Annotated in this window: 11 protein-coding genes; 5 read left to right on the top strand and 6 right to left on the bottom strand. The window is 46.9% G+C overall.

Annotation, left to right across the window (positions count from 1 at the left end; translation table 11 throughout):
• Nucleotides 1-170 precede the first annotated feature (170 nt).
• Nucleotides 171-2,276 carry a hypothetical protein gene (locus BM099_RS11695; RefSeq protein ID WP_090728304.1) on the bottom strand — a complete coding sequence of 702 codons (2,106 nt, stop codon included), beginning with the start codon at nt 2,274-2,276 and terminating at the stop codon, nt 171-173.
• 498 nt (nt 2,277-2,774) lie between these two features.
• Entirely contained in the window at nt 2,775-3,422 is a 648-nt protein-coding gene (locus tag BM099_RS11690; protein ID WP_090728303.1) for a hypothetical protein, read from the bottom strand.
• A 163-nt stretch (nt 3,423-3,585) separates the two neighbouring features.
• Between BM099_RS11690 and BM099_RS11685 the strand changes: the two genes are divergently transcribed.
• The 4 genes from BM099_RS11685 (at nt 3,586) to BM099_RS11670 (ending at nt 7,825) form a co-directional block, all read left to right on the top strand.
• A complete protein-coding gene (locus tag BM099_RS11685; RefSeq protein WP_090728302.1) occupies nt 3,586-4,155 on the top strand; it encodes a hypothetical protein in 570 nt (189 codons plus the stop codon).
• A gap of 199 nt (nt 4,156-4,354) precedes the next feature.
• Nucleotides 4,355-5,005 carry a hypothetical protein gene (locus tag BM099_RS11680; protein ID WP_177201159.1) on the top strand — a complete coding sequence of 217 codons (651 nt, stop codon included), beginning with the start codon at nt 4,355-4,357 and terminating at the stop codon, nt 5,003-5,005.
• Nucleotides 4,990-6,438 (top strand): S1 family peptidase, encoded by a 1,449-nt coding sequence (locus tag BM099_RS11675; RefSeq protein WP_090728300.1) that lies wholly within the window; start codon nt 4,990-4,992, stop codon nt 6,436-6,438. Before BM099_RS11680 ends, BM099_RS11675 begins: the two co-directional genes overlap by 16 nt.
• A 142-nt stretch (nt 6,439-6,580) precedes the next feature.
• A complete protein-coding gene (locus BM099_RS11670) occupies nt 6,581-7,825 on the top strand; it encodes a leucine-rich repeat-containing protein kinase family protein (RefSeq protein WP_090728299.1) in 1,245 nt (414 codons plus the stop codon).
• A gap of 31 nt (nt 7,826-7,856) precedes the next feature.
• On the opposite strand, the gene BM099_RS11665 is transcribed toward BM099_RS11670, so the two are convergent.
• From BM099_RS11665 to BM099_RS11650, 4 genes are all read right to left on the bottom strand, one after another.
• Nucleotides 7,857-8,132 carry a hypothetical protein gene (locus tag BM099_RS11665; RefSeq protein WP_090728298.1) on the bottom strand — a complete coding sequence of 92 codons (276 nt, stop codon included), beginning with the start codon at nt 8,130-8,132 and terminating at the stop codon, nt 7,857-7,859.
• Between the two features lie 66 nt (nt 8,133-8,198).
• Nucleotides 8,199-10,772, bottom strand: coding sequence for a cation:proton antiporter (locus tag BM099_RS11660; protein WP_090728297.1), 2,574 nt, complete (start codon nt 10,770-10,772; stop codon nt 8,199-8,201).
• A gap of 158 nt (nt 10,773-10,930) precedes the next feature.
• Complete coding sequence (locus BM099_RS11655; protein WP_090728296.1) at nt 10,931-11,986, bottom strand: hydrolase; 1,056 nt, start codon at nt 11,984-11,986, stop codon at nt 10,931-10,933.
• A gap of 52 nt (nt 11,987-12,038) precedes the next feature.
• Nucleotides 12,039-12,269, bottom strand: coding sequence for a hypothetical protein (locus BM099_RS11650; RefSeq protein ID WP_090728295.1), 231 nt, complete (start codon nt 12,267-12,269; stop codon nt 12,039-12,041).
• Between the two features lie 237 nt (nt 12,270-12,506).
• Between BM099_RS11650 and BM099_RS11645 the strand changes: the two genes are divergently transcribed.
• Nucleotides 12,507-13,295 (top strand): M90 family metallopeptidase, encoded by a 789-nt coding sequence (locus tag BM099_RS11645; RefSeq protein ID WP_090728294.1) that lies wholly within the window; start codon nt 12,507-12,509, stop codon nt 13,293-13,295.
• Nucleotide 13,296 lies beyond the last annotated feature (1 nt).

The following is a 13,296-nucleotide window of genomic DNA, read 5'->3' as shown; positions in this document are numbered from 1 at the left end:
AAGTTTTGAATGGGGTCAGAACAGATTTATTTTAGAGTACATTCATTTTCAGCCAAACTGGTAGCACAGCGTGCAACACTCGCTATTCAAGCCAATGCCACTCATGGTGAGAAAAGTGCTGCCCTTTTCGATTTAGAATGTAGAAATGTCCTACACGCCGGTGAGATTTCCTATTTATTGCGCTTAGCTTTGCCCTTTTTATAGGAACCCTTTAATAGCTTGCCGAGCACATCACACGCGGGGTGTTCAGGGTGCTTTTCGAGGACCTCGGCTGCGCGTTGAAGACCTATCGGATATCGATTGCGTCTGCCAACGCCAACGCCCATTGCGACCAACTTACCCACTTCTTCATTTAGCAATAGCGCTGCGACGGCATTGTCATCTGTGGTTATTGGATAATCCACCCAAACATCGATGCCTCCACGAGCGCCCAGAATCAACCCATCAACGTCCCATAACAAGATGACTTCGACGCGATGGCGCCCTGGTGAATCAAAAGCAAATCCATTCTGGCTCCAGAATAAGGTCGCTTCAGCCTTACGTGACGCTCCCGCTTTTAGCGCTGACACCGGGTGACTTGAACATGCAGCGGTTACTACCGATTTCATATAACGAATAGCGCCTGCAGGGTTTGTCACACTTATATGAGCAGCATGGCCATAAGTATCAATCTGATCTGGAGTTGGGATGCTGGCATCAGATCTGTTGGTCAAAGTCCAACTTGCATTGACCGGCTCGCCTAGTTTAACTCTCGTTTTTAGCTTAATCACAAGCTCAAGATCGTCAGTGTCAAAGAAGTTAACGTCGGATTCGGGAACAGAAATTGAATTCCCGAAGAATTGCATGGCGCCTGGGCGGACTGCCGGGTCTGGCAGATGTATGAGGTGGCGTTGAACTGTTGCGTTAAACGCTAGATCGATGTCATCAGGAAACGTCTCACCGGCGCCATCCAGTACGCTAGCGACAGCAGGGGTAACGGTCATAATGGAATTATCTGAACCACTCTCAAAGCTTTGATGAATTTGATTAAAAGTGTGGCCAACTTCATGGGCCGCACTACGCAAAAAAGCACGGGGATGATCTTTTTGCAACTCGTTTTCGGCAATACCGTACTCAACACCATCTCCGGACGGATAGCCGTCATGGCTATGCGTAACGGCACCTTCACGGCCAATACTGTTGACGTCACCACCGCTATTAATACTGTCAAACATCCAACCACGACTGCATCCCAGAGCTGCCGGGATAGCAACAAGATAAGCCTTCCAGCGTGAATCCAGAATGCCAGGATCATAGCCAGGCAAAGAATCCATCAGGTCATGCATATTGTCAAAATTTGGATTCCAACAGGTATCAGGATCTTGGACACCCGCCAGACTAGCGGGCAATGCTACAGCTGTGTCATCGCGAGTGACACTCAAATGCCAACCTGCAGTAGCGAAAATACTGGAGAAATCTTCGGTACCAGTACCGGAAGAAGCTGTCACGGGTTGAGGGATAACCGCACCCTCCAGTCGTTGTATTTTAAGTTCGGCTCGCCGAAAAAATGGCGAGACCCACTCCAGTCTGATACTACCTAGTTCGCTGTCCCCGCTGTAAAGTTTGCCCTCAAAGTAATCAGCCTTATCAGTTTCTTTCAACTGCATCCGGATTGTGCGATCGGCTACAGCGGGGAAGGAACCATCGAAACCGGAAGCGGGATGAACATAGAAAAACTCGTCGAAGGTCAACGAAAAATTGCAAGGCCTTCCAACGAACCCTATAGAAGAGAGTTGAGCAGACACACCTTGAAGATAAGAGTAGTACCTATTGCGTGGGTAGATGGGGATAGTCTTAACCGGTGGTAGTTTAGCGGGGCCAACCGTCGGGGCTTCGGGTTGCCGGAACCCAAAGCCGATACTCTGAGCTTCCTCACCGATAGTAAGATGTCCCCATCGCTGCTTATACTTTTGGGAAATCCGATAGTATTTGAGGGGAAAGATAGTTTTGAACTTGTACAGATCGGCACTAACAATAATCTCGCTGCCCTTTTCTTCGAAACGCATTGTTCCTTTGTAGGTTGTAGCAAAGAGTGTCGGGCGAAGCCCTGACTTTGGGAAAAACGTTAAACGATAGCAGCCCTGCAGAGGCTTAATGGAACAGCGCTTAAAGAGCTTCGCTTTTAAGTCCAGGTCAGGGGCTGTCGGTTGCAGATCGTCGAAGAGTCTCGGGATTATATCCGCAGTGGGAACGGGAAATCTTCCAATGCGCTGATCAAATTCATTGCGGTTTTTCATCGTTATTACGCCTTATGAGTATTGGCAGGTAATCCCCTTACTGTTAGCGGAATTCACTGGATCAGTTGCGCCCTCAGGCGGTCAACTGCAGCCGCTTTTTAAACGCAAGAAGCATCAGATACCTCAGCGATAAGCCTCACTGGCTCAAATGGTTCGCTTTATTACTTACAACGATCGTTACAAGTTCCGTGCCAATAGCCCGCATAACCTAATGAGTTGAAATAAATGGAAACATCCCATATCACCTCATCGTTTATTTATCTAAGCGGGTCAAAACATCCCCACCACTCACAACAAATAATCACAATAATTCTATTTTATATATGAAAATCAGTGGTTTACTGATAAACTAGCTGGACAGGTAGGGTGGGGTATAAACAACCCGCCTATTGCAGGGGAAAAACCAAGTTGCTCTCAACTATTTAAATAACAACTAAATTGCACATAGGGTTAGGTCTTGTATTTTGAATCCCCGCGTGATTTGCCTTGTATGACAATTTATTTACGTAAATCTCGAACGGCATAATCTTTAACAACATCAACCCCACCAAGTAGCAATCCTACTTTCTTCACCAGCGCTTTCCAAAAAATATCTCTTAGCTTGAGAGCCGCAATGTAGTCAGATATCTCCCATGTATCACCCGCTTGCCCCGCCTTGATTGGCGCCAATAAGCCACTCACAATCAACTCACTTAATTGAGTCCATTCATTTTTCAGTAATAGGGTTGTAATATTCAGTGGTATCGCTTGAGAAAAATCAAACGTCCCAGTGCCTTTATTTATATCAAATACATAATCAACAATAATTAAATGAGACCCGCCGTTCTCCCGCCAATTTAACCGGGCTTCTAAATCAGATATGCAGGCAATGTAACTATCTTCCATATAAGCAGGCCCTGCATCATATCCCCAACCCAAGAATATGCCATCAAAGTAATGTGCCGTTCTGGAGTTCCAATATTCAAAACTACTCATTACCTCCCTCGCTAATTTTGAGCCGTTCGCTCCGTCCTCTCGAATTAAAAACAAGCCCACCGGCCCCCTAAAAACACTCCCCTTTTCTGTAGTTTTATTATTCGTCATTCGTTCTTTATATATAGAAGCAAGAATCTCTTCTGCTGAATTTATACTGTCAATTGCAAACATATGCTAATACCCCTACTAAATAATGGATACAATAACTCCCACGCGATATCACCTCCGTTTATCCTAGAATAAAATCCACAACCCGCCAAGACTCTACCGATTGTTTATTGCACAGAATATTTTCTTTCTTTATTCTAATAAAATCAGAAGGAGATTGAATGCTATGACAGACCTTTTTATTTTCGTATTCGGTGCGTTTATTGGTGGTTTGGTATCCTTTTTTATCGGCTATGAATTTTTAATAAGAGCCGAACAACTAAATGAAGAGAAATTCTCTTATGGCAGCAGCGAATTACCCTATTCAGTTGAGAAAGTATGGGAATTTTTAACCAACTCAAATCTATTATCTTGCTACAAATCTTATGAAATAGCTGACTTGAGCAGAGATTTATCACAAGGCCTGCAACCCGTTTTTGAAGGAGCAAAAATTAATACTCGTGCATCCGATGTGTTTATTAATAAGTGTCAGGAAAAAAGCTGTTTGTATTATGGCATGAGCCCTTTCTCTTCTGACCATGCCTTTCATATATATCCGTTATCATCTGACAGAACACATATTGAACTAAAGAGAACAGTCACCCCTGACGACTTACTAAAACGATCGACAATTACCAGGTTTATTCATTTCCTTACTCCCAAGAAGTATAGATTTTATCAGCCTGACAGCTTAGCAAATGTAACATTATCAACAATAGATTATGGCTTGAATCGCTATTATGAAAAACTTAAATAAATGATTGTAATACAACCAAGGCACATGCAGTTCAGCCCTGCTTTACAAGATCGCTCCCATGCGCCTGAGTACAAACTCAGCGTTAAATTTTCCTAACTATTTGCAGCATGTCTTTTTTCGAACGCTTGTACAAAAAACAAACAAGGAGCAGAATTAAATCAGTAACACACGAAGGGAGGTCGTTTCGATGGTCGTTTCAATGATAGCATCGCAAATTTTCTCAAGTGTTGGCATAGGATCACTGATAGGTATTCTACTGGGCTTGTCCAGCTCACCTGTTGTTGGTTTGGTTGTCGGTTCAATCACTGCATTGCTGGCATCGTTAATAGGTTTAAAAACCCCAGCCACAGATGATGATTCAGGTTCTCAGGTTTTAACAGGCGCTCAACTTAAATTGGCTGGTTTACGTACCGGGTCTTTTGGACTGGCTTGCGTGCTGGGTATTTTTGTTGGTATTTATATGAGAACGCATAATGTACTTTCACCTACAGAACCCACCCTTCAAGTCCAATTTAGCGAGCTGACTCAAATTGGCTTCAGCCCAAAAGAAGCGAGAGACTTGTTAGTTCTTAAGAAATTTAATAATAAAAGCACACAAGATAAGAGCCCAGGTTCGTCACCAACAGCATCATTAGAGAAAACAGTGCTGTTCGCCACTGACTCAAAGTTATGTGAAAAGATTGCTGTTGATCGTTTTGAAAATTTTAGTGCTTTGATGAGCTTCTATCGTTCTATGGAGTTGACTGAACTTTCTGCCATGGCCGTGGCTATTAATCAGCATGTAACTGATGAGGATACCAAAATGGCTATTATCCGATCCACAGTGGCAGGCATATGCACCCCCGCATAGCCCGTTATTTTTGTGGCTTAGTTTGTTTCTTTATATCACTGTGCTCAGCGGAAGTTTTTGCGCAGCCGGCACATGAGGTATTGGAGCGAGTCAGTCAATCGGTTGTTAAGATAGAAGCGGGCACCTCATCTGCTACTGGCTTTATATGGAAAGAAACTCAGTTTGTGGTGACGTCGTTACATGTAATAGATGGTCAACGAACAATCACAGCGAACTATGTGAATGCTAACGGGCAGATTGTTGCATCGTCTCCGGCAGTGGTTGATCGAGTCTTAAAAAAATCTGATCTGGTACTGCTACGCCTCCAGAATCCACTAGAACGGCCGGTACTAGATGCAGATTCATCTCCCTTAAAAGTTAAGCAGTCTCTTGATGCGGTAGGTTTTCCGCTTAATATTGCGGGATATAGCAGCACGGAAGTTAAAGTGCGATTTGGAGGAGATCAGTTGCGCTCTATTCTGCCTTCCAAAGTCCTGCAAAAGATAGGTGAATATCCAAGTACTACCCTGAAAATATTAAACCTGGAAGGTAATTTAGTGCCTGGATTATCGGGCGGTCCTATTGTGAATAACAAAGGACAAGTGGTAGGTATTGTAGATGGAGGGCTGGAGAGTGGCGCTATTGGAATAAGCTGGGGAATACCGGCAAGTGAGTTACAGCACCTTGATCAATCAACAGATAACCAGCTACCTAATGCACCAGGCATTACTGAGCTGTTCGCTGCTGATTTAGATGCCAATGTTGGAAAAACGCAGTTGGTGGGAGATATTCGTTTAACCAAATTACGAAGCCGTTCTTTTCAGCAACTCGCTGAAACAGCGGATGATAAATTAGGCCTCAACCAGCTTGCCTCTTTATTTAATGGCTTTAACCCTTATGCTTTTAACTATGATATTTATCAGGACCTGGGCTCAGGGGCGACAATCGTTGTGCCAATGGGAGCTGATATTAGTAAAGCTGATAATTTTACGACTGTCGCGCTGGGCGATCCACGCATGGAAATGGTATTTAATATCTGGCGTGTTCAGAACTTCAACGAAGCGCAATATTATTCTATCGAGTTTGAAAATATATTGACCCAGTTGGATAGCTACTCGCAAGTTTTTCCAGACCCCTATTGGAGTTACTTAACACCACTATCTCAGTTTGGTGTGACTGTGAACCGTAAGGCGATTTATCGTAATATTTTTAATGGCATGATGTGGCAAACAGATAAGTATTATTTTGAAACGCTGGCAACCAACGGCTCAACTTTACTCGCGGTTGCTGCGGTTAATCATGATAACAGCCCCGAGATGCTGCAACTTGAAATGTGGTGCGCCCAAGGGGGTTACCACAATGACTGTGCGCAAGTCGCGGCTTCCAGAAAGCTATGGGCTCAAATGGTGTTAGGTGTCCAGTTTGCAAGCTTCCCGCAACATCAAATGCAGTAATTACAAATGGCTGCCCATTTTCATAATCTTACCCAATGCAGAACAAAGGGTCATATGGCCCGCCCTTCTTTGTAAGGCCTTCACATGGCGTTTCTAGTAAACTAGCGGAGTTTTGTATCAAATTAAGTAGGAACTCATCATTTTGCATACGCTTTCTCAACTTAAATCTGGCGAACTCTCTGGTATTCGGCACTTAACATTATCAGAAAATTTAACATCATTTCCTTTGGAAATTTTATCCCTGGCTGATAGCTTAGAAATTCTTGATCTGTCCAACAACCAATTAACATCGCTGCCAAAAGAAGTCATACAGCTGCAAAATCTTAAAATATTTTTTGCCTCTAACAACCATTTTGAGACAGTACCGGAAGCACTTGGCCAATGCCGCAACTTAGAAATGGTTGGTTTTAAATCAAATAAAATTAATCATGTCCCTGAAAACTCATTACCAGCAAAATTACGTTGGCTCATTTTAACTGATAACCAGATAAGCGCGCTGCCTGACTCGTTGGGCGAGCGGCCCAGACTACAAAAATTAGCATTAGCGGGTAATCGCTTAACCCACCTACCTCAAACCTTAGCTCAATCGACAAACCTTGAATTAGTGCGTATTTCAGCTAACCAGTTGGTTGAGTGTCCTGATCAATTACTAAGCTTACCCAAACTTGCCTGGTTTGCGTTTTCTGGCAATCCATTTAGCCAGTCCGATGTCAACATTCAGTCAGTTCCAGAAATGCCATCAACGAGTTTCACATTACAAGATGTACTTGGACAAGGCGCGTCTGGTGTTATTTCAAAAGCACAGTGGAATCATCATCAAGTTCTCTTTCCTGATGATATTGCCGTGAAAGAATTTAAAGGCGAAGTAACCAGCGACGGCTATCCAAAAGATGAATTACAAGCGTGCCTAAAAGTAGGCAACCATCCAAACCTGGTTAAGTCTGTGGCTCAAGTGAAGGAAGATGGATATTTAGCGTTAATCATGAGCTTGATACCACCTCACTATAAGAATTTAGGCTTACCACCCTGCTTTCAAAGCTGTACACGTGACACCTTCCCACTTGGTTTTTCTTTATCAATTGAACAGATTGATAAAATCGTTACTCAAATGGAAGAGGTGTTTATACATTTACATGTAAACCAGGTATGCCATGGCGACTTATACGCACATAACGCCCTGTTTGATGATGAAGCCAACCTCATTGTTGGCGACTTTGGTGCAGCAACGATGTATCACATGCTTAATGAAAAACAACAAGCGCAAATAAAGCAAATTGAACATCGCGCACTTCATCACTTTATTGACGACTTATTAAGTGTTTGTGCAGATGACGATAAACTCAGCAAACAGTTTATACGTCTCAAACAGAAGATTACTCATTGTTAAATAAAAAGTGGGGGCAGATGTAAGACCCGGATCACCCTCTTTTTATTCGTACTACTTTCATCACTTCAAAATTCATGCCCGCGACAGTTTCCTGTTCTGAGTAATACGTCATATTCACTCTGGCACCTTTTAAGCTTTGATAATTACCTTTGCGCTTAAATTTAAACGGTACATCACAACCCTCTACCATTAAGGAATGCAAAATCCAATCGCCCTGCTCTCGCTGAACATGTGAGACTACCTTCATTAATTCGGAGTGGGTAAGGTTTCTGTTTTTTTCTACCAGTTTTTTGGGATCTGATTGCATATTAGATATTTTTTTTAATTATTAATTTGTTAGTCCATGGGGTCATATATGACCCCATGTGAAGTGTTATGACCCACGCTGACCCGTCCCAGTCGCATCCGGCGATGAAGAACTGCTCACTTTTGCCGCATCGACCAGATGCTCTTCCGCCAAGACGGTCCCGGGGTCGATGCCGCAGCGCAAGGCGCTATCGTACACCGCCGTACGAATCATTGAACTGCGTTTGAGAAGACGGCGGAACGGCCGTTCGGAAAGCACTAGCAGAGTCGAGGGCACGATCGTCCGGACCTTGATACGTTTGGGCCGGTGCGGCGACACCACCATCTGACTAAACATTTCGCCCCGACCCAGGCGCCAGGTTCGCCCCGAAGCTTCGACTTCGACAGCACCGGAGGCGATGAAATACACACTTTTTTCCACGCTGTCTTTATCTACGACCGTCGTTCCCGCACTAACGTAGCGCATCTTCAGACTGCCGCTCAAACGCTTCAGTGCGACCTTGTCGAGGTCGGCGAATAGCGGAAACTGTTGTACAAGTTCAGTGCGCTGCACAACCAGATCGAGATTTGGACGCTGTTCAGCTATGCTGCGTCGCGTGCTGATGTCCTGCATCAGCGCCGTATACACTTCGGTGCCAATCAGACCGTCGGCACGCAAGGAGCCGTACTCGCGCTCTTCCAGACGCAGAGCCGTTCGGCGAATGAAGCGACGACTGATTTCTTCAGCGTAGCCGGGGAACTGCAGTCGCATACCATCGAGTGCCGTCTCGACCATCTCCTGACGACTGCGCAGTATCCCGCGTAACAGATCCGCCACCCGCCGACCGTGCAGGCGCCGGATACGGGCATCGATAAAGCCCTCCAGATCGCGCAGTATCAAACGCTGCGAAAGCAGCACGCCGAAGCGCTCTGAACTCATCCGCGCCAGCGGGGCCGACCAGTGCAGGTGATTGTAAGCGAACAGCGCGGCACGAAAATACCGCCCGTACCTGAGGTTTCTGCGAGCCGTGCGCTGATAGCCGACACGCCCGCCAGAGCGCGCACCTTCGATCAGGCGGCTCGCATCAGCAACCGCGCGCTCGGCCAAGCGAACCGAAAACGTACGTTCGCGGATTCGGTCGATGATGGCGTTGCGCTCGGCAACCGCCAGAGCGATCAAACCGAGTGTGATGCGATCACGCTCAAGCACGCCGGCGTTTTCCTCGGCCTTGCCCACCGCCTCGTCGAGGCGCTCGGCGAAAAGTTTTGCTTCCGAGCGCTGCAGATCATGTGGCAACTCGAACTTGCTGGCAGTATCGCGCATGTCATCGCGCACCTTCTGTAATGCCACCGCGATAACCTGATTGGATAATGCCTGATCGATAGGCGAGAGACGGTCGAGTCCGAGACGGCTGATCACCCAACGAAGGGAGGGCCCCTGGACGATCAGCGTAAACAGCGTGAAACCCGTGGCGAGAACGCCAACCAGACGTTTGATCTCGACGGGTACCGCAGCATTTTCGGTGACGGCAAGCGCCAGCGCCAACGTCACCGCGCCGCGTAGGCCACCCCAAAGAATCGCCGCGCGATAAGGCACATCCACCACAGGCGAGATCCGTAACAGCGACAGCAGAGGCATAAGTCCAAACAGGATGGCGGAACGCGCCGTGATCGCAGCAGCGACAACGACCAGAATCAGCCCGATGTCGCCGATTTCCACCGATTCAAGCAGCCGAGGAATCAGCAACGCGGCCAGGATGAAGATCAGAGCCCCGGCCCAGTGCGCCAGCAGATCCCATGTTTCCCGCAGATTTGCCCACGACACCGGAGGCAAACGGCTGGGACCGGCAAGCGAGAGCGTCAGGCCTGCTGCAACGACGGCGATGACTCCGGATGCCCCCACGGTTTGCTCGGCACCGATGTAGGCAAGATAGGGCAGCGCAACCGACACCGAAACCAATGCGCGGTCGTAGCTTGCAAACAGCGCCATGATCCATAGCGCGATGCGTGCCGCAACCCATCCGGTGAGCGCTCCGCCAATAATCAGCACCGGGAAATGTGCCAGGGCACCGCTGACTGTGGGATCGGGCACGTTGAGCATGACATAGCCTAAAAACACGCCGAACAGCGCAATCGCTGCCGCATCGTTGAGCAGGCTTTCCCCTTCGATGATCCGCACCAGGCGCCGCGGCGCAGCAATCGAACGGAAAATACTCACCACGGCCGAGGGATCAGTGGTCGATACGATAGCGCCTATCAACAGACATGCGGTCAACGGCAGAGCACTCGTCCAGACGAGCGCAAACCCCACCGTAAACGTTGCCACAACCACCGCCAATACTGCCAGCACCAATATCGGCACCCAGTCGTCGAGCATTCGCCGCAGATTCATTCCGAGTGTGGCCTGAAACAACAGCGTCGGCAGAAACACGTAGAGAAACACGTCTGCCCGTATTGGCAAATCGAGAATCGCCTTCGCTACCGGATTTAAGGCATCGGTCAGTTCGGTGTTGAGAAAAAACGTAGCCCCTAAACCGATCAGAATGCCGAGCGCAGCGAGCATCGCGGTGTAGGGTAGCCGCAGCCAGGCGGCCAGTGGCTCGGCCGCCGCAATAACCAGGAACAACGAGGTAATAATCGTGGTAAGTAAGACGATATCCATAATTAAAAACCGATTTTCCCTCTATGGGTTAGTTGCGCGGGTCGTGAATCTTGCGCCGTGCTGTCGAGTAGCTGAGTATATCCGCCTGCTACCCCTTTGTGTAATAGGGCCTGTCCCTTATTGTTGAAGAATGCAATCTTGTCACTCATACCATAAATTTACATGGATAAAGGAGTCTTTTTTGGTTTGAGTGAGGATTCACTCGACTCAATGCCTTCGTTATTCATCGTCAGAAAATGGAGAATTCGTTGCTCAAGATAGAAGCGTGGTTTGAGTGGAGTGCCGCCATCAATAAAGCCGACATGCCCACCATGTGGATGCAGTTCATACGTCACATCTGTGCCGAGCTGGCTAATTGCGGGAATAACATCGGCAGTCATAAACGGATCATCAGCGGCATGTATCAGTAACGTGGGCCGATTAATCTTGCTTAAGTAGCCAAGCCCACTCGATTTAGCGTAATAATCATCAACACCCTCAAAACCATGCAAAGGTGCAGTGACCTGATGATCAAATTGATAAAAGGTTTTCAGCTTACCAACTTGCTTCAAAGTGATGGCTGCTTGATTGACACTGGTTTGATTGGCACTGGTTTGATTGATAAAAGTTTTTTTATTCAATTTATCGATGACCTTCTGCCTAAGCTGCTTAATCAGATGCCATTGGTAAACAGTCGAAAACCCCTTTTCCAGCCGTTTGGCGCAGGCTGATAATTGCAGAGGAGCCGAAACAATAACGGCGCGGTCTATGGCGCTATTACCTTGCAACTCTCCAAGATATTTGGCCAACACATTACCGCCTAAGCTATAACCGACAGCATGCAGCTTTGCTTGAGGAAAATGCTGTTGGAGATACGCTAAGGTATGACTAATATCCTGGGTATCCCCACTATGATAACTGCGAGCCAAACGGTTGGTTTCGCCAGAACAACCACGATGATGATGCACAACAGCGCATAAGCCTAGCCGATGACAATCCCGCAGTAAGCGGCGCACATAATGGGAATCAGAGCTACCTTCCAGCCCATGCAAAATAACAACAATGCTGCTGGCGTTACAGGGATCGCCTAACCAATCAAGATCAATAAAATCGCCATCGCTTAACTCCAGGCGTTGACGCGATAGCACTGGGAGGTCGACCTTTGTAAGCACAGGTAAAATCGTCTGCACATGTGGATTTTTTGCCCACCAAGGCGGTAAAAAAGGTCGCGTCATGTTCGATAAACTCTTATCAAGAGGTTATTTACGTTTACAAAAAAGATCTTCATCACTTAGTGTTGAAATGCTTAAAAGATAGCGCCGCTTTTACGATCAACAGTAATGGAAACAAACCATGCAGTAAAAGATCAAAAATATCTATGCCGCGGGATAGCTCCCCATTGATAAGCATTTGTATTTTTTCAAACAGATGTGGCTGAGGGGTAAAAGGAGCCAAGCCTAGCGTTATCGTTCCAAGGATCAGCACAACCCAGGGTAACCTTCTCATCAAGTTTGTCATAACTCCTTTCCTTTTAGTGCGAATAGCTGAGTGTGCTCTTATAAATAGGTTACAGAATTATTCAACGTGACCCAAGCTGTAAAATGCAGACCTGTCATCCAGGATTCTGTAAAGTAGTTATACATGCAGCGCTACAGCACTGTAAAATCAGCCGTTTTTCTCTATATCGGTATCTCCACATTACTGCTTAAGTATCTGAGGTGTTTCAAGTGACATTAACTATGCTGCGGACTAAAAATGTTTAAGCGCTTTCGTAACTGGTTGGAAAATCGTCGCGTAAAAAAAATGGGCCTTAGTGCTGCGCAGTGGGAGGCCGCTATAGCGGACTGGCCGGTGATGCATCGCTATCAGGGTGCTGAGCGCGAAGCTCTCCACGACATGACGTGTCGCTTCCTGGTTCGCAAAAACTTCACTTCCGGCGGTGGTTTTCAATTTACCGATACCATGTGTCTGAAGCTCGCCACCATGGCCTGCGTTCCCATTCTTCATCTTGGCTTAGACTGGTACGACCACTGGTCCACTATCATTATTTACGAGGGTGATTTTGTTCCCAATCGCCCCTATCACAGTGACGATGGTGTCGTTCATGCCAAAGGGCCCGGCTTGAGTGGAGAAGCATGGCTTCGGGGGCCGGTGATTTTATCGTGGCAATCAGTTCGTGAGAGCGGCGCACACGTGCGTCACGGTAAAGCCAGTAATGTGGTGATTCACGAGTTGGCGCACAAGCTTGATATGTTACGTGATGGTGCCAACGGAGCACCGCCCATGCACCCCGATATGCGCGCGGGTGAATGGCACGATATTTTTACCGCAGCGTGGCAGCGATTGCAGAAAGATTGGAAACACCACCGCCCGTTGCCACTCGATGACTATGCGCTGACCAGTCCGGCAGAATTCTTTGCAGTGTGCAGTGAGACTTTTTTCGAGGCGCCAGAAAGTATCAAAGAAAAGATGCCTGAGGTGTATCGGTTGCTGTGCCAGTTTTATCGTCAACAGCCTGCAACTGGGCTTGCAACTGTGATCTGAT

The sequence above is a fragment of the Neptunomonas qingdaonensis genome, assembly GCF_900113275.1.
Lineage (GTDB): Bacteria > Pseudomonadota > Gammaproteobacteria > Pseudomonadales > Balneatricaceae > Neptunomonas > Neptunomonas qingdaonensis.
This window is presented reverse-complemented; position numbering and strand designations above follow the sequence as displayed.

Excerpts from the sequence above, each read along its gene's own strand:
- BM099_RS11665 (WP_090728298.1), bottom strand. The coding sequence starts at position 8,132 with ATGCAATCAGATCCCAAAAAACTGGTAGAAAAAAACAGAAACCTTACC.
- BM099_RS11650 (WP_090728295.1), bottom strand. The coding sequence starts at position 12,269 with ATGACAAACTTGATGAGAAGGTTACCCTGGGTTGTGCTGATCCTTGGA.
- BM099_RS11685 (WP_090728302.1), top strand. The coding sequence starts at position 3,586 with ATGACAGACCTTTTTATTTTCGTATTCGGTGCGTTTATTGGTGGTTTG.
- BM099_RS11695 (WP_090728304.1), bottom strand. The coding sequence starts at position 2,276 with ATGAAAAACCGCAATGAATTTGATCAGCGCATTGGAAGATTTCCCGTT.
- BM099_RS11660 (WP_090728297.1), bottom strand. The coding sequence starts at position 10,772 with ATGGATATCGTCTTACTTACCACGATTATTACCTCGTTGTTCCTGGTT.
- BM099_RS11680 (WP_177201159.1), top strand. The coding sequence starts at position 4,355 with ATGATAGCATCGCAAATTTTCTCAAGTGTTGGCATAGGATCACTGATA.
- BM099_RS11645 (WP_090728294.1), top strand. The coding sequence starts at position 12,507 with ATGTTTAAGCGCTTTCGTAACTGGTTGGAAAATCGTCGCGTAAAAAAA.
- BM099_RS11675 (WP_090728300.1), top strand. The coding sequence starts at position 4,990 with ATGCACCCCCGCATAGCCCGTTATTTTTGTGGCTTAGTTTGTTTCTTT.
- BM099_RS11655 (WP_090728296.1), bottom strand. The coding sequence starts at position 11,986 with ATGACGCGACCTTTTTTACCGCCTTGGTGGGCAAAAAATCCACATGTG.
- BM099_RS11690 (WP_090728303.1), bottom strand. The coding sequence starts at position 3,422 with ATGTTTGCAATTGACAGTATAAATTCAGCAGAAGAGATTCTTGCTTCT.